Origin of the sequence: Rubrobacter calidifluminis (assembly GCF_028617075.1) — a bacterium.
GTDB lineage: Bacteria > Actinomycetota > Rubrobacteria > Rubrobacterales > Rubrobacteraceae > Rubrobacter_E > Rubrobacter_E calidifluminis.
Map to the genome: position 1 here is coordinate 37,032 of NZ_JAQKGV010000010.1, position 17,701 is coordinate 54,732.

21 protein-coding genes are annotated in these 17,701 nt (G+C 66.1%); 11 read left to right on the top strand and 10 right to left on the bottom strand.

What is annotated here, in order from left to right; genetic code table 11:
- The first annotated feature begins 12 nt into the window (after positions 1–12).
- Entirely contained in the window at positions 13–843 is an 831-nt protein-coding gene (locus PJB24_RS09395; protein WP_273845157.1) for a carbon-nitrogen hydrolase family protein, read from the top strand.
- Here the strand turns inward: PJB24_RS09395 and PJB24_RS09400 are convergent.
- On the bottom strand, positions 840–2,000 hold the full coding sequence (locus PJB24_RS09400) for a nicotinate phosphoribosyltransferase (RefSeq protein WP_273845159.1): 1,161 nt from the start codon (positions 1,998–2,000) through the stop codon (positions 840–842). The genes PJB24_RS09395 and PJB24_RS09400 overlap by 4 nt on opposite strands.
- A 220-nt stretch (positions 2,001–2,220) precedes the next feature.
- Between PJB24_RS09400 and rocF the strand changes: the two genes are divergently transcribed.
- Positions 2,221–3,138, top strand: a complete 918-nt coding sequence (gene rocF / locus PJB24_RS09405) for an arginase (RefSeq protein ID WP_273845161.1) — start codon at positions 2,221–2,223, stop codon at positions 3,136–3,138.
- 10 nt (positions 3,139–3,148) lie between these two features.
- Positions 3,149–4,159, top strand: a complete 1,011-nt coding sequence (locus PJB24_RS09410; RefSeq protein ID WP_273845162.1) for a lysylphosphatidylglycerol synthase transmembrane domain-containing protein — start codon at positions 3,149–3,151, stop codon at positions 4,157–4,159.
- Positions 4,160–4,162: 3 nt separating this feature from the next.
- Here the strand turns inward: PJB24_RS09410 and PJB24_RS09415 are convergent, their stop codons facing one another.
- From PJB24_RS09415 to sucC, 3 genes are read right to left on the bottom strand one after another with little or no spacing between them, the layout of a single operon-like run.
- Positions 4,163–5,218: an alpha/beta hydrolase gene (locus PJB24_RS09415; protein ID WP_273845164.1), complete on the bottom strand. Its 1,056-nt coding sequence runs from the start codon at positions 5,216–5,218 to the stop codon at positions 4,163–4,165.
- A 1-nt stretch (position 5,219) separates the two neighbouring features.
- Positions 5,220–6,089, bottom strand: a complete 870-nt coding sequence (gene sucD, locus PJB24_RS09420) for a succinate--CoA ligase subunit alpha (protein ID WP_273845166.1) — start codon at positions 6,087–6,089, stop codon at positions 5,220–5,222.
- 1 nt (position 6,090) lies between these two features.
- The gene (gene sucC, locus PJB24_RS09425) at positions 6,091–7,245 is read right to left on the bottom strand and encodes an ADP-forming succinate--CoA ligase subunit beta (protein ID WP_273845168.1); all 1,155 of its coding nucleotides are present in this window, start codon (positions 7,243–7,245) and stop codon (positions 6,091–6,093) included.
- Between the two features lie 90 nt (positions 7,246–7,335).
- On the opposite strand from sucC, the gene PJB24_RS09430 reads away from it, so the two are divergent.
- The 3 genes from PJB24_RS09430 (at position 7,336) to PJB24_RS09440 (ending at position 8,563) form a co-directional block, all read left to right on the top strand.
- Entirely contained in the window at positions 7,336–8,028 is a 693-nt protein-coding gene (locus PJB24_RS09430) for a DUF554 domain-containing protein (RefSeq protein ID WP_273845170.1), read from the top strand.
- A 68-nt stretch (positions 8,029–8,096) separates the two neighbouring features.
- Positions 8,097–8,330 (top strand): hypothetical protein, encoded by a 234-nt coding sequence (locus PJB24_RS09435; protein WP_273845172.1) that lies wholly within the window; start codon positions 8,097–8,099, stop codon positions 8,328–8,330.
- Positions 8,331–8,332: 2 nt separating this feature from the next.
- Positions 8,333–8,563 (top strand): hypothetical protein, encoded by a 231-nt coding sequence (locus tag PJB24_RS09440; RefSeq protein ID WP_273845173.1) that lies wholly within the window; start codon positions 8,333–8,335, stop codon positions 8,561–8,563.
- On the opposite strand, the gene PJB24_RS09445 is transcribed toward PJB24_RS09440, so the two are convergent.
- Complete coding sequence (locus tag PJB24_RS09445; RefSeq protein WP_273845175.1) at positions 8,564–8,785, bottom strand: DUF2630 family protein; 222 nt, start codon at positions 8,783–8,785, stop codon at positions 8,564–8,566.
- An 87-nt stretch (positions 8,786–8,872) separates the two neighbouring features.
- Here PJB24_RS09445 and mce point away from each other — a divergent pair, with 87 nt between their 5' ends.
- From mce to PJB24_RS09460, 3 genes are all read left to right on the top strand, one after another.
- Positions 8,873–9,280, top strand: coding sequence for a methylmalonyl-CoA epimerase (gene mce, locus PJB24_RS09450; RefSeq protein WP_273845176.1), 408 nt, complete (start codon positions 8,873–8,875; stop codon positions 9,278–9,280).
- A gap of 2 nt (positions 9,281–9,282) precedes the next feature.
- Positions 9,283–10,866 carry an acyl-CoA mutase large subunit family protein gene (locus PJB24_RS09455; RefSeq protein WP_273845178.1) on the top strand — a complete coding sequence of 528 codons (1,584 nt, stop codon included), beginning with the start codon at positions 9,283–9,285 and terminating at the stop codon, positions 10,864–10,866.
- A 102-nt stretch (positions 10,867–10,968) separates the two neighbouring features.
- Complete coding sequence (locus PJB24_RS09460) at positions 10,969–12,090, top strand: Mrp/NBP35 family ATP-binding protein (RefSeq protein ID WP_273845179.1); 1,122 nt, start codon at positions 10,969–10,971, stop codon at positions 12,088–12,090.
- Here the strand turns inward: PJB24_RS09460 and PJB24_RS09465 are convergent.
- Both PJB24_RS09465 and PJB24_RS09470 read right to left on the bottom strand, forming a co-directional pair.
- Complete coding sequence (locus PJB24_RS09465; RefSeq protein ID WP_273845181.1) at positions 12,087–12,536, bottom strand: MaoC family dehydratase; 450 nt, start codon at positions 12,534–12,536, stop codon at positions 12,087–12,089. The two genes, PJB24_RS09460 and PJB24_RS09465, sit on opposite strands and share 4 nt — an antisense overlap.
- 7 nt (positions 12,537–12,543) lie before the next feature.
- The gene (locus PJB24_RS09470) at positions 12,544–13,521 is read right to left on the bottom strand and encodes a malate dehydrogenase (protein WP_273845182.1); all 978 of its coding nucleotides are present in this window, start codon (positions 13,519–13,521) and stop codon (positions 12,544–12,546) included.
- A 178-nt stretch (positions 13,522–13,699) separates the two neighbouring features.
- Here PJB24_RS09470 and PJB24_RS09475 point away from each other — a divergent pair, with 178 nt between their 5' ends.
- The gene (locus PJB24_RS09475; RefSeq protein ID WP_273845184.1) at positions 13,700–14,275 is read left to right on the top strand and encodes a nitroreductase family protein; all 576 of its coding nucleotides are present in this window, start codon (positions 13,700–13,702) and stop codon (positions 14,273–14,275) included.
- On the opposite strand, the gene PJB24_RS09480 is transcribed toward PJB24_RS09475, so the two are convergent.
- Positions 14,272–15,069, bottom strand: a complete 798-nt coding sequence (locus PJB24_RS09480) for an MBL fold metallo-hydrolase (protein ID WP_273845185.1) — start codon at positions 15,067–15,069, stop codon at positions 14,272–14,274. The two genes, PJB24_RS09475 and PJB24_RS09480, sit on opposite strands and share 4 nt — an antisense overlap.
- The gene (locus tag PJB24_RS09485; protein ID WP_273845186.1) at positions 15,062–16,309 is read right to left on the bottom strand and encodes an NAD(P)/FAD-dependent oxidoreductase; all 1,248 of its coding nucleotides are present in this window, start codon (positions 16,307–16,309) and stop codon (positions 15,062–15,064) included. The genes PJB24_RS09480 and PJB24_RS09485 overlap by 8 nt, the downstream gene beginning before the upstream one ends.
- 82 nt (positions 16,310–16,391) lie before the next feature.
- Between PJB24_RS09485 and PJB24_RS09490 the strand changes: the two genes are divergently transcribed.
- Entirely contained in the window at positions 16,392–16,595 is a 204-nt protein-coding gene (locus tag PJB24_RS09490; protein WP_273845188.1) for a hypothetical protein, read from the top strand.
- Between the two features lie 6 nt (positions 16,596–16,601).
- Here PJB24_RS09490 and PJB24_RS09495 read toward each other — a convergent pair whose 3' ends face one another.
- On the bottom strand, positions 16,602–17,663 hold the full coding sequence (locus tag PJB24_RS09495; protein ID WP_273845189.1) for a hypothetical protein: 1,062 nt from the start codon (positions 17,661–17,663) through the stop codon (positions 16,602–16,604).
- Positions 17,664–17,701 lie beyond the last annotated feature (38 nt).

Genomic DNA, 17,701 nt, shown 5'->3' on the forward strand with positions numbered 1-17,701 from the left:
GAGGAGAATTTCATGAGCGAACGAAGGATGATCGCGGCCGCGATTCAGATGTCATCCACCCCGGACAGAGAAGAGAACAAAAAGACGGCGGAGCGCCTCATCCGCGAGGCCGCATCCGCAGGGGCGGATCTGGTGAGCCTGCCCGAGCTCTGGAGCTGCCACGGGCTCGAGAAGGTCTACCGGGAGAACGCCGAAAGTATCCCCGGGCCGACGACCGACTTCCTCGGCTCGCTCGCTCGCGAGCTGGGCATCTACCTGCTCGGCGGTTCGATCCTCGAGAAGGTGCCCGGTTCGGCGCGGTTGCACAACACCTCGACCCTCTTCGCTCCGTCGGGGGAGCTTCTGGCCGTCTACCGCAAGATACACCTCTTCGACGTGAAGGTGGCGGACAGGGAGTATTTGGAGAGCAGGACCATAGCGCCCGGGAAGGAGATCGTGACGGCGAAGGCGGGGCCGGCCACCATCGGGCTCTCGGTCTGCTACGACGTCCGCTTCCCCGAGCTCTACCGCATGCTCGCGCTCGCTGGCGCGGAGATCCTGATGGTCCCGGCCGCCTTCACGCTGCAGACGGGCAAAGACCACTGGGAGCTTTTGTTGCGGGCGCGGGCCGTCGAGAATCAGGCGTACGTCGTCGCCCCGGCGCAGTGGGGCCAGAAGGCCGACGGGCGCTGGACCTACGGGCGGAGCATGATCGTCGACCCATGGGGAGTGGTGCTCGCCCGGTGCCCGGACAGGGACGGCTTCGCGCTCGCCCCGCTCGATCTGGGGTGCCTGGAGAGTCTGAGGGCCGAGTTCCCGGCGCTCGCCAACCGCCGCCCCGAGGTCTACCGGAGCGCCCTCTAGTAAAGGGGGAAGTTGCCCGTCTCGAGCTGTCTCAGCACCCTCTCGCGCAGGGCGGAGAGGTCCGGAGGGGAGGCGTAGAGCTCGGAGAGCGGCCTGAGGAGGTCCCTCGCTCCCTCGGGGGCATCTGCTCCCTCGGGAATCACCAGATGAGAGCCGTCGCGCAGTTCCAGGAGGCGCTTGCGCCCCCCGCGCTTGCCCCGCTTGTGCCGGTCCTCCCCCGCCACCTCGACGATGTCCATCGAGTAATCGATCATCGGGGCCGAGGCGATCGTCCCGCCCACCCCGTAGGCGTCGCAGACCGGGTTGAGGTGCAGGATGTACTCCACGTCTATCCCGCCCGAGGCGAAGAGCTTCACGTGCGAGAAGCCGTTGCGGTCGAGCTCCCAGCGTACCTCGCGCATCAGGTCCCGGAAGTCCCCGCGTCGGTTGCCCGGGGTGTCTAGCCGAACGGCGGTTATGGAGTCCGGGATCGCCCGGGCGGCCTCCAGCGCGCCCACGGTCTCGTCGTCGAAGGTGTCTATGAGGATCGTACGCGGCACCTCCGGGCCCATCACCTCATCGAACGCCTTCGCCGCCTCCGCCGTCGAGCCCAGGATCAGGACGAGCGCGTGCGGCAGCGTGCCGGTAGCCGGGATGCCGAGCCGCCTGGTCGCCAGGTCTACCGCGACCATGTCGCAACCCCCGAGGTAGGCTGATCTTTCGATCACCGGCGCGACCGAGGGGTGCATCCTGCGCGCCCCGAACGAGATCACCGGGCGGTCCCCCGCGGCGAGCCGGCATTTGGCCGCTGCGGTCGCCACCCCCGAGGCTTGGCAGAGGAACCCCAGGATCGCCGTCTCGTGCTCGGCGAACGCGCCGTAGGGACCGGAGAGGGCGAGAACAGGCTCGTGCGGGCGGCAGATCGTCCCCTCCGGGACCGCGCGTGCATCAACTTCCACCTCTTCGAGCAGGTACGCCACCTCGTCGAGGCCGGCCACCACGAACCACTCGTCCTCGTTGGAGCTCTTGTAGGAGACCTCCATGCACACAGGGGTGTCTTCCAGGCCGCGTGCCTTGAGGACCTCCATCGTGCGGTGGAAGTACGAGTCGGCCACCCTGGCCGACTTTATCTCCTCCTCGGTGGCCGAGTTGAACCTGTCGATGCCGATCTCACCCACGGTCAAGACTCCTTCGTTCTCCGGTGACGCGCCATAATCGTGGTCTGGATCTCCGTTCAGAGACGGTATGATAGCCAATCCCCGTCCCGTGGGGCCCGAAAACGGTGGATTTCTCCCGGGAGGATGGCTTGTCGACCTGTAGAATAGCTGGTGTGGAAGCAGAATGGAAAGAGGCCGGGATAGTCCCGAAGACTCCTTGAAAGCCGAAGGGGGCTCTCCGTTGCGCAAAACCGAAAGACCTCTCGGAATATTCGGCATCCCCATGGACCTCGGACAGAGCCGCCGGGGCGTGGACATGGGGCCGAGTGCGATCCGCTACGCCCGTCTTCAGGATGCGCTGGGGGAGCTCGGCTACAGGGTAGCGGACCTGGGCAACGCCTCCGTACCGCTCCCGGAACTCTCCGAGGACGGGGAGGAGGCTCGACATCTGGAGAGCATAAGGACGGTCTGCACCGAGGTCTGCGAGAAGGCCGCCGGGATCGTCTCAGGAGGCGTCATCCCATTGTTCCTCGGTGGTGATCACTCGATCTCCATCGGGACTGTCTCGGGGGTGGCCAGGGCCGGCAGGACCGGTGTGATCTGGATCGACGCCCACGCCGACTTCAACACGCCGGAGACCTCCCCCTCGGGCAACATCCACGGGATGCCGCTCGCGGTGCTCGCCGGATACGGTGACCCTCGGCTGGTGGAGATAGGCGGCGAAGGAGCGAGCGTACGTCCCGAGGACGTGGTGATCGTCGGGTTGAGGTCCGTAGACCCCGAGGAGCAGAAGCTGCTCCGGACGGCCGGGGTCACGGTTTTCACGATGAAGGAGATAGACGCCTACGGGGTGGCGAGCGTGGTGCGGCGGGCGCTCGAGAAACTCTCCAGCCTCGAGCGGGTGCATGTCTCCCTCGACCTCGATGCCGTCGACCCGGAGATAGCGCCCGGGGTCGGCACGCCGGTGCGCGGGGGGTTGACCTACCGCGAGGCGCATCTCGTGATGGAGCTCATCAGCGAGTCGGGGCTTCTCACCTCCCTCGACGTCGTGGAGGTGAACCCCATCCTGGACATGCGCAACGGTACCGCGGAGCTCGCGGTGGAGCTGGTCGCCAGCCTGATGGGACGTCAGATAATAGGGTTGCCGTACTCTTCCTAGAGAGGATCGTTTGAAGCGAGAAACTCACCACCACATAAGACAGACGCTCCTCGGGCTGGGGGGAGGGATACTCTTCAGCGCCGTGGCCTTACTCATCGTGGCGCGCGAGTTGAAAGGGGAGAACGTCAGGGTGACGAGCACCGCCTCACTGGTGGCAGCGATCTTCCTCGCCGTTTTCACCTGGTTCGTGCAGGGAGCGATGTTCTCAGTCCTCCTCAGGCCCCTGGTCGGTCGCTACGAGTACCGCAGCATGGTGAGGCTCTACCTGGCATCTCATTCGGTGGGCGACATAACCCCCTTCATGGGAGGAGAGGTTCCCTACGAGGTGTGGGGGCTGAGCCGCGCCGGGCTCACGCCCGGGATGGGCGGGGCCCTTCTGGCGGTCAAGGCGATCCTCAACTTCACCGTTTTGGTCTCCGGCACGGTGATAGGCTTTTTGCTCTACAAGGGCGATTTCTCGATCAAGGACAGCGGGAAGATCCTGCTCGCCATCGCAGTCGGCGCGGTAATGGTCTGGGTAATAGTGGCCTTCCTGCTGCGCCGCCGCGGCGACCACGATGAGGAACCAGAGCGCAGACCCGACGAGGAGGCCGGCTGGCGCCAGAAGGCCAGGGAGTTCTACGTGGATCTTCGCTCCGGCTTCACGGAGATCTGGCGCAAAGAGCCGGGTGCGATCTTCGTATGCACCGGGCTGCACGTCGTCTACTGGACATCCTACACCGCGATCGGGGGACTGGCGCTGTTGGCAGGCGGCTGGAACGGAAACCCGCTGGAGGCCATGGCCGCACAGTTTATAGTCTATTTGCTCCTTCCGCTCTCACCTACCCCAGGCGGGAGCGGCGCCGCAGAGCTGGGTTTCGCCGCCCTGGTCGGCTCCGGCTCCGGGGGATCACTGCTCGCGGGGATCATGATCTGGCGCGGTTTGAGTTATTACCTGCCGCTGGTTGTTGGTGCTTTCTTCGTCGGCCGGGACATAAACGAAGGGCTGCTCTCCCGTTTGGAGGGTCTCAGAGAGCACTGAGCTCTAGCCGGGGTCGAGCGCCCGCGCGAGGGCGGCTATCGCGCGGGGATAACGATACTGGATGCCCATGTGTCCTCCATCGAAGAGCTCCAGGGTGTGCTCTATCCCGAGCTTCTCGAGCTCCCGGGCGAAGGCCTGCGCGCCGAGGTCGAGATACCACTCGTCGGACTTTCCCGCGTCCAGGTAAATGGTGTGCATGCTCGCCAGCTCTTCGCCGTATCGGGGCGCCATCCGGACCGGATCCCACCCGAGCCACCTCTCCCAGACCTCTGCGACGAGGCGCCCGGTCTCGGTCTCGAACGGGAGGAGCGCCTTTCCGGGGTTCTCCTCGTCGGGCGAGTAGCAGGCCGCGTATCCGTAGATCTCAAGCGGCACGCCGTGGCGCTCGAACTCCATCGTCTCGGCCTTGCGGAACCGCTCGAAGAAGATCTCCCACGATCCCTCGAAGTGGTCCCTGAGGATGCGGGCCGTCTTCGGGAAGTCCGGCAGGTAACAGGCCTCGAAGAGGGCGTCGCCCGCGTGGGAGGCGAGCGCTCCGAAGACGTCCGGCCGGAGCATCGGCACCACCATCGCCCCGTAGCCCCCGCTCGACTTCCCGGTCAGCCCGCGGTGCTCGCGGGAGGCGGCGGTCGGGTAGCGGTCGTCGATGAACGGTACCACCTCGTCGCAGAGGTAGTCCATGTAGCGTCCGGTGGACGTGGAGTTTATGAACTGCGACCCCCCGTAAGAGGTCCACGCGTCGACGAAGACGACTATCGCAGGGGGGCAGGAGCCGGAGGAGAAGAGCTCGTCTACGCGTTCTACGACTGTCGGTTCGAACGCGCTGCGGTTGAGCCACATGTCGAGCTGGCCGGTGAAGCCCTGTATCACGTAGATGGAGGCGAAGGTGCCCCCGGAGATCGACTCCGGGGGCACGTAGACGTAGAGCGGACGGCGGGAGGGATCTCCGAGGGGGTTGTCCGCGAGGATCTCGGACTCGACCGTCAGGCGCTCGAGCCGGCCCCTCAGGGGACGGTCCCAGGGAGGGCCTGGAGGGCCCTCCACCTCCTCGAGCGCCACGCTAGCCCACGATCCCTGCGACCAGCTCGCCGACCTCGGTCGGGTTGGTCGCAGCCTTGATGCCAGCCTTCTGCAGCGCCTGGCTCTTCGCCTCGGCGGTGCTCTCGCCGCCGGAGACGATCGCACCGGCGTGCCCCATCGTCTTGCCCTCCGGAGCGGTGAACCCTGCGATGTAGGCGACGACGGGGGTCTTCATCTCGCTCTTCCAGAACTCCGCGGCCCGCTGCTCGGCGTTGCCGCCGATCTCCCCGATCATCACGACGCACTCGGTCTCCGGGTCCTCCTCGAACTTCCTGAGGATCTCGACGAAGTCCGAGCCGATGACCGGGTCGCCGCCGATCCCGACGGCGGTCGACTGGCCGATCCCGCGCTGGGTCAGCTCGCTCACGATCTGGTAGGTGAGCGTCCCGCTGCGGCTCACCACGCCGACCCTGCCCGGCTTGAAGATGTCGGCCGGCATGATCGAGACGTTCGCCTTGCCGGGGGAGAAGATGCCCGGGCAGTTCGGCCCGATGAGGGTCGCCTCCTTGAGCGGCAGGTACCCCGAGACGCGGAGCATGTCGTGCACGGGGATGCCCTCGGTGATGCAGCAGATCGTGCCGATCCCGGCGTCCAGCTCCTCGAAGATGGCGTCGGCGGCGAAGGGCGGGGGGACGAAGATCACGCCGGTGTTCGCCCCGGTCTGTTCCACGGCCTCCTCGACCGAGTCGAAGACGGGGATGCCCTCGAAGCTCTGGCCGCCCTTGCCCGGCGTGACGCCGGCGACCACGTTGGTGCCGCTCGCGAGCATCCTCCGCGTGTGGAAGCTGCCCTCGCGCCCGGTTATCCCCTGGACCAGAAGCCGGGTGTTCTCGTCTACCAGGATCGCCACGCTACCGACCCCCTTCGCTCGCGAGCTCGACCGCCCGGCGGGCCGCGTCGAGCATCGTCTTCTCGGTGTGCACGTTCTGCGGGGTGTTCTCCGAGAGGATCTTCAGGCCCTCCTCGGCGTTGGTCCCGTCGAGCCTGACGACTATCGGGAGGTCTATGCTGGTGCGCTCTATCGCGGAGAGGAGGCCCTTCGCCACCTCGTCTCCGCGGGTTATGCCGCCGAAGATGTTGAAGAAGACGCTCCTCACGTTCTCGTTGGATGTGACGATGTCGAGCGCGGTCGCGATCTTCTCGGCGTCCGCCCCGCCGCCCACGTCGCAGAAGTTCGCCGGCTCGCCCCCGGCCTGCGCGACCACGTCCAGCGTGCTCATCACGAGCCCCGCGCCGTTCCCGAGGATGCCGACGTCCCCGCCGAGCTTGACGTACTGCAGCGAGACCTCCCGGGCGCGCCGCTCCTGCGGGTCCGCGGCCTCGACGTCGCGCATCTCGGCGATGTCCGGGTGCCTGAAGAGGGCCGAATCGTCCACCGTGACCTTCGCGTCGAGCGCGACGATGTTGCCGTCGCGGGTGAGGACGAGCGGGTTGATCTCAACCAGGTTGGCATCCAGCTTCTCGAAGGCCTCGAAGAGGGTCGAGAGCGTCCTGCCGAAGCTCTTCGCCGCTTCACCCGACAGCCCCGCGGCGGACGTCAGCCGCCTCACCTGATAGGGCAACAGCCCGACGAGCGGGTTGGCGTGCACCCGGACTATCGACTCGGGCTTGGTCGCGGCGACCTCCTCGATGTCCACCCCGCCCTCGGTCGAGAAGAGGATGAGCGGAGCCTTGGCCTCGCGGTCGACGGTGACGGAGAGGTACATCTCACGCTCTATCTCGGCCCCGGCCTCGACCAGCACCTTGCGGACCCTGTGTCCCCGGATCTCCATCGCGAGGACCGCCTCTGCTGCCTGCTCGGCTTCGGTGGGGCTCCCGACCACCTTGATGCCTCCGGCCTTGCCCCGACCTCCCGTCAGGACCTGGGCCTTGACCGCCACCGTCCCGCCGCCGAGCGTCTCGGCCGCCCTTCTTGCTTCCTCCGGCGTGGCGGCGACGATCGACGGCAGCGTCTCGATGCCGAAACCGCGCAGCAACTCCTTGCCTTGATGCTCGTAAAGATCCAAGCGAAAACTCCCGAAGCTCGGTTTTACCTCACAAATTCAAAAAAATTATACAGAGCGTGCGGAGCGGGTTCAGTTATATACTTCTCTGCCGTGGGCGTAGGGACCGCCATAAACGTGGCCACCGTCCTCGCCGGAGGAGGGATAGGTACACTGGCCGGGGGGCGTTTCCCCCCGAAGATGCGTGATACGGCCATGCACGCCATAGGCATCGTCACGCTGCTCGTCGGTGTGCAGAACTTCCTGAAGTATCAGAACCCCCTGGTACCGCTCATCAGCGTGATCGTGGGGCTCGTCGTCGGAGAGTGGGTGGACATAGACTCCTGGTTGCGGCGGCTTGGGGATGGCCTGGAGGCCCGCTTCTCGAAGGGGACGAGCCAGGTCAGCCGGGCCTTCGTCACCACCAGTCTGCTTTTCTGCGTGGGTCCCCTCACCATCCTCGGTTCCATAGAGGACGGTCTCCGGGGGGACTACAGCCTGCTCGCGCTCAAGAGCGTCCTCGACGGCATAGCGGCGCTCTCGTTCTCTTCCGTGCTCGGGTGGGGCGTAATGCTCTCGGCCGGCACGGTCCTCGTCGTCCAGGGCTCGATAACCCTCGGTGCGGGCTTCGTGCAGGAGGTGGTGACGAAGGGCATGATCTCCGCGACCACCGCCACCGGCGGCATACTCATCTTCGGTCTCGGGCTCGGGCTTCTGAACCTTAAAGAGGTGAGGGTCGCCAACATGCTCCCCGCACTGCTCGTCGCTCCTCTGCTCGTGTCCATCATGCCCGCGTTGCGTTTGTAGGCTGTGAGGCTGATGTAATATCCTGTTGTGGATTTAGTCTGATCTCGCCAGAGTAGCGGAGGTGCAGGATGGCGGAGCGTACGACCGAAGAATGGCGGGGTAGCCCGCTGGATGTGGAGGGGACCTTCGACCCCTACGGGATAGAGGAGGTGATCCTCAGGTTCGACGACGGCACGAGCGACGTCTTCAGGTCCAAGCTGCGCGACAGGTTCTACGCCTACGAGCTGCACCAAATGGCCACATATCTGGAGGCTGTGGCCGACGACATACGCAAGAGCGAGAAGCGAGAGCGGGAGTCCTGAGGATGCACGGCATAATAAGGGAGAGGCAGACCGAGAGACCAGACCACGAGAACATGGCCGTGCGCGAGGTCGTCCTGCGCTACGCCGACGGCAGGACGGCGACCTTCGTGCCCGACGCCGATCGTGAGACCTTCAACCACGACGACATGATGGAGCTGGTCAGGGTCTTCGAGAGGGCCTCTGCCACGGCCGAGTGGGCCGAGGCGGCCGAGGACCGCCAGGCCCACCGCTAGCTAGCGGTACCGGTCGTACTGGTCGTAGAAATCCTCGTCCGGGTCTATGTCCTCGCCGGCTAGTTCTCGCCTCCTGAGGTCCCACAGAACCTCCAGAGAGTGTTCGATTTCCTTGATCCTGGCGTGGTCGGCGGCGGTGGCGTGGTGTTCACCCTCGCGCGAGAGAAGCCTCTCGCGCTCCTCGGAGAGTTCTTCTATCTTTTTCAGAACCTTGCTCTGCATGCCTGTCCTCCAAAGATGTTGCTTGCGGCATTGTATACCGAGCTCCGGAGCGACTGCCAGCGGGCATGCTCCCTGGGAAGGCCGGCTTTGATCGGGCGTATACATCACTTGGGGTACGTGGTGAGGGATCTCAGGTCGGCGGTCGCCTTCTACGAAGAGGTTTTCGGGATGCGGCATCTTCAGACGGAGATGAGCGAAGAGCAGGGAGTGCTCGCGGCGCGTCTTCAGGCCGGAGATGTGGAGCTGGAGCTACTGCAGCCCACCAATCCGGATTCCCCCGTGGGTCGTTTTCTCGCCCGGCGGGGTGAAGGCATGCACCACGTCGCCTACCTCGTCCCGAACCTCGAGCGGGCGCTCGAAGAGCTCGAGAGCCGGGAATTCGAACTCGTGGACCGCCAGCCGCGGGTCGGCTTGGGAGGGAGAAGGATCGCCTTTCTCCATCCGCAGAGCGCCTTCGGCGTCCTCACCGAGCTCGTCGAGGAGAGGGGGGAGTAACCTTGTCCTCCGGCGAGAAGTTCTTCACGGGAAGCGGAATCGAGGTTCAGTCCTTCTACGGACCGTGCGATCTCGAGGACTTCGACTATGCAGAGAGACTCGGCGATCCCGGCGAGTACCCCTACACCCGCGGCATCTACCCGACGATGTACCGCGGCCGCCCCTGGACGATGCGCCAGTACGCCGGCTTCGGCACCGCCGAGGAGACCAACCGGCGCTTCCGGCACCTCATAGAGCGGGGCCAGACCGGACTGTCCGTCGCCTTCGACCTTCCGACCCAGATGGGGCTCGACTCCGACCACCCGCTCGCCGCGAGCGAGGTGGGCAAGGTCGGGGTGGCGGTCGACTCGATCCTGGACATGCGCGAGCTCTTCAGCGGCATACCGCTCGGTTCGGTCTCGACCTCCATGACGATAAACGCCACGGCCCCCATCCTGCTCCTCCTCTACCAGATGGTCGCCGAAGAGCAGGGGGTGCCGCGGGAGAGGATCTCCGGCACCACCCAGAACGACATACTCAAGGAGTATCTGGCGCGGGGCACCTACGTCTATCCACCCGGACCCTCGATGCGTCTCGCCACCGACCTGATCTCCTACTGCGCCCGCGAGCTGCCCCGATGGAACCCGATCTCCATCTCCGGCTATCACATCCGCGAGGCGGGCGCCGACGCCGTGCAGGAGGTCGCCTTCACGCTCGCCGACGCGGTGGCCTACGTCGAGGCGGCCCTCGGGGCCGGGCTCGAGGTGGACCGCTTCGCCCCCCGGCTCTCCTTCTTCTTCAGCGCCCACAGCGATCTCTTCGAAGAGATCGCCAAGTTCCGGGCTGCCAGGCGCATGTGGGCGAAGATCATGCGGGAGCGGTTCGGGGCGAGCGATCCGAAAAGCCTCAGGATGCGCTTCCATGCCCAGACGGCTGGCTCCACGCTCACCGCCCAGCAGCCCGAGAATAACATCGTGCGCACTACCGTCGAGGCTCTCGCGGCCGTGCTCGGTGGTACCCAGTCGCTGCACACCAACGCCTACGACGAGGCGCTCGCGCTCCCCACCGAACGCAGCGCGACGCTGGCGCTGCGCACCCAGCAGATCCTCGCGCACGAGAGCGGCATTACCCGCGTCGCCGACCCGCTCGGCGGTTCGTACTTCGTCGAGCGCCTCACCGACGAGGTGGAGGAGGCCGCGTGGAGGTATCTCAAGCAGATAGAGGAGCGAGGAGGCGCGGTCCGGTCGGTGGAGGAGGGATATATGCAGCGCGAGATCGAAGAGTCTGCCTTCCGCCACCAGCTTGAGGTCGAGCGGGGGGAACGCGTGGTCGTCGGCGTCAACCGCTACGAGGAATCCGGTGATGAGCCTGACATGGAGCTGCACGTCGTCGGTGAGGCCGTGGTCCGGGTGCAGCGCGAGAAGCTGCGCCGTCTCAGGGAGGAGCGCGACGCGGGGAGGGTGAAGAGGTCTCTAGCCGCACTCCGGCGGGTTGCGTCCTCCGGCGAGAACCTCCTCTATCCGATGAAAGAGGCCCTGCGCAACCTCGCTACCCTTGGGGAGGTCTCCGACACCCTGCGCGAGGTCTTCGGCGAGCACCGGCCCTGATTCTGCCCCGGCCGGAGGGGCGGAGCGCTGTGATAGTATTGCATTGAAATTCGAGAGAGCGTGGGCTTTGCGGACTCCGAGGCCTCGAGGAGGGTATTACAAGTGGCTAACCTTTTCCGCAGACGGGAGGAGAAGCTTCGACAGGACGGGCCGACCGAGGACGCCGTCCGGGAGGCTTTGAGAGACGTCCGCGACCCGGAGATAGGGCGCGATATCGTCTCGCTCAACATGGTCCGCGGCATCGAGATCGACGGTGGCAGGGTCAGGGTGGGGGTTGCTCTGACCACCGCCGGTTGTCCTCTCAAGCACCGGATCACGAAGGACGTCACCGACCGCCTGAAGATGGTGGAAGGCGTCTCCGAGGTCGACGTCGACTTCGGCGTGATGACCGACGCCGACCGGCAGAACCTGATGAATTCCCTCTCGGGAGGAGAACGCGAGATCGCCTCTGCCTTCCGCGACGAGTCGAAGACCCGCATAATCGCCGTCGTCAGCGGCAAGGGCGGAGTCGGTAAGAGCACCGTCGCGGTCAACCTCGCGGCTGCGCTGCAGCGGGCGGGCAAGACCGTCCAGATCCTCGACGCCGACGTGCACGGGGCTTCGGTGCCGGTGATGCTCGGGGCGCTGCAGAAGCCCAACGTCATAGACGGCGTCATCTTCCCGATAGAGTCCCCGACCGGGCTCAAGTTCATCTCGATGGGGAACTTCGTCGGCGAGGGGCAGGCGATCATCTGGCGCGCCCCGATCGTCAACAAGGCGCTCGCCCAGCTCATGCGCGACGTCTACTGGGGCGAGCCAGACTTCGTGATCGTGGACATGCCCCCCGGCACCGGTGACGTGGCCCTAACGGTGGCGCAGATGATCCCGAAGGCCGAGGCGCTCGTCGTGACAACGCCGCAGGCCGACGCCGCGCGCGTCGCCGTGAAGGCCGGGAAGATGGCGGTGCAGGCCCACCTCAAGCTCGACGGCGTCGTCGAGAACATGAGCTACGCCGAGTGCCCGGAGTGCGGCCACGAGATGAGGATCTTCGGCGGCGACGGCGGCGAGAGGGTCGCCGCGGAGCTCGGCTCGCGCATCCTCGGGCGCATCCCGATCCTGCCGGATACGACGGGTGAGCCCGGAAGGTGCCTCTTCGAAGAGGGCAGCTCCCCGGCGCGTGCTTTCGACGAGATCGCGGCGAGCATCGCCAGCATGAAGGTCCGCAAGAGGATACAGGTTCTCTAGCGCGCCAGGCGCAGCTGGCCGGGGAAACCGGAGAAGCGCGCCCGGATCACCCGAACCCCATCCTGGTTGACGAAGTCGGCGCCGCACGAGAGGCGGCGCCGCTCCTCGTCCTTCTCCAGCACCGTCACGGTGCAGGTGATCGTATCGCCGACGAACACGGGCGCCAGGTATTCGAAGTGCATCTCGGTGGCGAGAAAGCCGAGCATCCCGCCGATGTGGGTGAGCATGCTCCCTGTGAGGAGCCCCGGGATGGTTCTGCGTCCGTACCAGCTCTCCCTGGCGAACGCCTCGTCCTGGTGGTAGGGGTTGTGGTCGCCCGTGACGCCGCAGAAGAGGGCGACGTCACCCTCGGTGAAGGTGCGCCGGTAGGTGAACGTCTGCCCGACGCTCACCGCGTCGAACTCTTCCTTCAGGCGGCGCTTGAACTCCGGTGTCGCCTCGGGCACGGGTTCGTCAGCCGATCAGGCCGAGCTGCCTGACCGCGTCGCGCTCTTCCTTGAGCTCGCCGACGGTGATCTCGAGCTTCGAGCGGGCGAAGTCCCCGACCTCGAGTCCTTCGGCGATCTCGTACTCGCCGCCGCCCGAGAGCCGCACCGGGAAGGAGGAGATGAGACCTTCCTCGACGCCGTACTCGCCGCTCGAGGCGACGGCCATCGAGTGGAGGCTGTCGGCGCCCAGCATCCAGTCGTGGACGTGGTCTATGGCGGCGTTCGCCGCCGAGGCGGCCGAGGAGGCGCCGCGGGCTTCGATTATCTCCGCGCCGCGCCCTCCGACGCGCGGAATATACTCGTTCTCGTACCAGTCCATCTCCACCAGGTCCACGGCCCGCTGGCCCTTCACCCTGGCGTTGAAGAGGTCGGGGAACATCGTCGGCGAGTGGTTGCCCCACACGACGAGGTCCCGGATGTCCTCGACGCCCACGTCCAGCTTCTGGGCGAGCATCGAGACGGCGCGGTTCTCGTCGAGGCGGGTCATCGCGCTGAAGCGCTCGCGCGGGACGTCGGGGGCGTTGTTCATCGCGATCAGGCAGTTGGTGTTCGCCGGGTTGCCGACGACCAGCACGCGCACATCATCGGCGGCGTGGTCGTTTATGGCCCGGCCCTGGGGCTTGAAGATCTGACCGTTCGCCTCCAGAAGGTCGGCGCGCTCCATCCCCCTCTGGCGGGGCCGGGCGCCGATGAGCAGGCAGACGTTCGCGCCGTCGAAGGCCTCCTTGGGATCCGCCGTTATGTCTATGGACTCCAGGAGGGGAAAGGCGCAGTCGTAGAGCTCCATCGCGGTGCCCTCGGCGGCCTTGAGGGCGGGTTCTATCTCCAGCAGCTTCAGCCGGATCTTCTGGTCGGGGCCGAGCATCTGACCCGAGGCTATCCTGAACAGTATCGCGTACCCGATGGCGCCTGCGGCGCCGGTGACGGTCACGGTCTTCGACACTCTGGCATGCCTCCTTTTTCGTTGCCTGAGGGCTGCACGCTGGAGCGGCCCAGGGTACCCCTCAGCATACAATCTCTAAGACCCATGATAGGTGAATTCCCCCCGCTTTGCCTGAGGCGCCCTGCATTAAAATTTCCTCTCCGAAGGAACCACAGAAGGCAAACCCCTGGGAGGTGCTTTGGAGGTAAGCGAGGCCATAGAGTCGCGCAGGAGCGTGGGGAGGGTCAAACAGGATCCGGTCTCTCGTGAGCTCGTCGAGAAGATCCTGGAGAGCGCCATCCACGCTCCGAACCACAGGATCACCGAGCCGTGGCGCTTTTATGTCTTCGTCGGGCGGGGCCGGGGCAGGCTGGCCCGGGCGAGGGCCGAGCTGGCGCGCATCATGGCCGAGGAGGAGGGTGAGGACGAGGAGCTCGCGGCGGGTCGCATAAGCCGTGAGCGCAAAAAGGCCTTCCGGGCGCCGGTCGTGATCGCGGTGATCTCGAAAGGCGGGCGCGACGAGGTCGAGACGATCGAGAACTACGCGGCCTGCTGCGCGGCCGTGCAGAACATGCAGCTCACCGCGCACGACCTCGGGCTCGGTTGCATGTGGCGCACCGGCCCGGCGGCCTACCACGACTACATGCGGGACTTCTTCGGCCTCGAGGAGAAGGACAGCATCGTCGCCTACCTCTACATCGGCTACCCGGATGCCCCGAAGACCCGGCGCAGGCGCAGCCCGGTCGAGCGGATGACGACCTGGTACGAGGGTTAGGACCCGAGCGAGACCGCTTCGAACCCCTTCTCGGTGCGCCTCACCCTCACCAGGGGTTCTGTGGGTTCGTGGTAGAGGATGACCAGGGCGTCGAGGCGCGCGGCCTCGGAGAGTACCTCGATGCGGTTTGTGCGGGCGGCCTTCGGGTCGGTGTCCACGGAGCTTATGAGGTCGGGGTCGAGCCAGATCTTCGCCGGTGCGAGATCCCCGGTGTAGAGCGCCAGCTCTTCGCCGGACCCTACCCAGACGATCTGATGCCCCCCGGCGTGTCCCGGGCGCACCTCGACCCTCACGCCCGGGAGGATCTCCCGCTCCCCTTCGAGCAGCTCGCACCAGCTCTCCTCCACCGCCCGCTCGACGAGCGGGACGGCTTCGTGGCGCTCCTCCTCTTCCGGCATCTTCCGGGCCTCTTCCAGCGCGGCCCGCTGCACGTAGACCGTCGCGTTCGGGAAGCTCCTCGGTCTCAGCGCCCAGCCGATGTGATCCGGGTCGAGGTGGCTGAGGATGATGGCCGTGATCTCCTCCGGTCTGTATCCGGCTTCTCGCATGCTCTCGAGCAGGTCCAGCTTTCTCCTCAGTTCGTAGCGGCCTTCGAGGGAGGGAGGGAGCTCCGGCCCGAAGCCCGCGTCGATCAGGACGTTCCCTTCCCCGGTATCGATCAGGATGGGGTGCATCGCTCCCTTTATCCTCGCCCGGCTCTTCACGCCGAGCAGGTTGCCCGCGTCGGTGACGAAGGTCCCGTCGTCGAGCACGACCACCTTCGATCCGGAAACCGTGATCTTTTGCTCAGACACCTCCGACCTCCTTTCTGCCCCCGACCGCTCCTCTCAGCGCCGCAGCGAGCGCGCCGGGATGGCGCAGCATGCGGTAGATCGGAACGTCCCCGATGAACCCTTCCACGAGCGTCTTGCGGGCGCCGGGGTGCTTCTCGCACGCCTTGAAGAGCGGCTCGAGCAGTCGCAGGTTCGGTACGAGCCGGACGAGTGCGTAGCCCGAGAGGTGCTCCCGGCCCCTGCGCCCGAGGAGCTGCCTCTCGTAGCCGCGCAGGAGACGTGCCGAGAAGTCTTTGCGCGAGTGCGCCTCGTACGCCCACGCGGCGGCGAGCCTGCCGGACTCTATCGCGTAGCCGACCCCCTCGCCGCTTATCGGGTGGATCATGCTGCCGGCATCCCCCGCGCTCATCATCCCCTGCGAGTGACGCCTGGCGCCCCACATCCCCATCTTCAGAGACCAGCTCTTCGGCGGCCCTTCGGGCTCTGCTCCCTTGAGCCACTCTTTCAGCCGCGGCTCCTCCAGGAATCGTTCGTAGAAGTCCTTGAGGTTCCTGCCCGTCTTGTGGATTGTGCGGGTGGAGACGCCCGCTCCCACGTTCGCCGTACCGTCGCCGAAGTGGAAGACCCAGCCGTAGCCCGCCCCGTGCTCGTTCATGTCGCGGGTGACGAAGACGTGCAGGTGGTCCCTGTCCGGTCCCTCGATCCCCTTGAAGTACTGCCTGCAGGCAACGGCGTTCTGGTGCGCCTTCATCCCCTCCGCCGCGAATCCCCCCACGCCGTCGGCCGCGACGACGAGCGGAGCCGAGAAGCGCAGCGTCTCGCCGTCTCTCTCGGCCGTGACCCCGGTGATCTCTCCGGTGGAGTTTCGGATGGGTTCGGTGGCCCTGGTCTGCGGCAGGAACCTGGCTCCCGCCTCCTTCGCTCTCTCAAGGAGCTTCGCGTCGGTTTCGATGCGCCGGGAGGTGTAGCCGTGGACCCCGTTGAGGGTGGGGGGGACGCTCTGCTTGAGAAAGGCGCTCTCGGTGTAGATGCTGAAGCCGCGGAATCTGCCGTGGTGGGGCTCATCGAGCCAGTCGCCGAGCCCCATGAGGGATATCTCCGAGGCGGCGTGGGGCATGAGACCGTCGCCGCAGGGCTTGTCGCGGGGGAAATCCTGCCGGTCGATCAGGAGCACCTCTAGCCCCTCTCTCGCCGCGTGGTAGGCGGTGGAGGACCCTGCGGGGCCCGCTCCGACGACGATGAGATCGTAACGCTCTGGCATCTCTCCTCCCGGCTCTCCGCTCAAAAGGGCGCAGCGGGCATTATACTTGCGGCGGGTTCTTGCTTTTTGGAGGTGTCGGAGGATGCCCGTCGATCGTACGAAACCAGCCAGGTACAAGCCCGGCGACAGGGCCGCTCTTAAGGCGACCGGACAGCCGGTCGAGATACTCGATGTCCGAAGAGCCGAGTTCATCCCGGACTTCGTCTACAAGGTGAGGGTGCTCGCCGAGAAGCCCGCCCGACCATACAACCTCTCGGTACCCGAGCACGACCTCAAAGATGCCTAGAAGTCCTCAGGAGAACCCCTCCCCGGCGGTGACGCTGATGTAGGCGACGTCCACGAGCGGCACACCGGTTCTGAGCGCCCGGTCGACCGCCCGCATCAAGGCCTCTGCTGCGACCGACGAGTCGGGGAAGTGGTTGTCGAGCAGGCGGGCGGCGCGGGCGATCTCGTAGAAGGAGAACCGGCGCCGCTGGCTCGTGAGCTGGCGCACCGCCGAAAGGACCTCGGTGCTGAGCGAGACGAGCTGCTCGAGCCTCCAGCGTACCTCGTCGCCGGTGAGGTTCATGCTCTGGTAGACGCGGGCGATCTCCGCGATCTGCACCAGAGCCTCCTCGCGCTTCGAGAGGCGCTCGATGGTGCTCTCCTCCAGGTAGCGCCGGGCCGTGATCCTGGCTAACTCAAGCCTGCCCTCTGTACTGTCGTACCTGGGGAGGTGGGGCCACTCCTCCTGCGGCGCGCTCCGCGGGATCTCGGCCGGAATCTCCTGATCTCTGACGAAGATGCGCGGTACGTGTCCTCCGGCGTAGTAGGAGATCTGACGTGCCATCCTGTGCAGGGCTGGACTCTCCTGCGAGGCCCGGATCTCCACCCACCGGCGCTCACTGCTCGCGTAGAGACGCTCGAGCGCTCTCCAGGTCGCGTCTCCCCCGAGATCCAGCTCCCCGGGCCCTGCTGTCCTCACGGCGAGGTACAGGCCTCCGATCTCTGCTTCGTAAGCCTTTTTGACGGTTTCGAGGAACCGCTCGAACTCCCGGTCGACGTTGCCGGAGAGATATCTGCGCCGCTCGGCCGGAAGCACGTACATGAGCCGGCTCTTTATCCGCCGCTCGCGCCCCTCGGCGGCCTTCAGGCGATCCACCGCCTCGTAGAGCTCCCTCCTCCTGCGGTAGACGAGGTCGGAGAGCTGCCGGACCTCGGGATCGTCCGCGCTCCTGCCCTCCCAGAGCTCGTCCCTGGCGGCGCAGGCCGCGTCGTGGGCGTTGCGCGCCCGCATCACGGCGCGCTCCTGTCTCTCCTTCTCCCGCTGAGCCTCTCCCAGCTCCCGCTCCAACGCCTCTATCGTGGACGGCATGGGGAACCCACTTCCTGTCTCTCCGCCTCTCGAGCCAG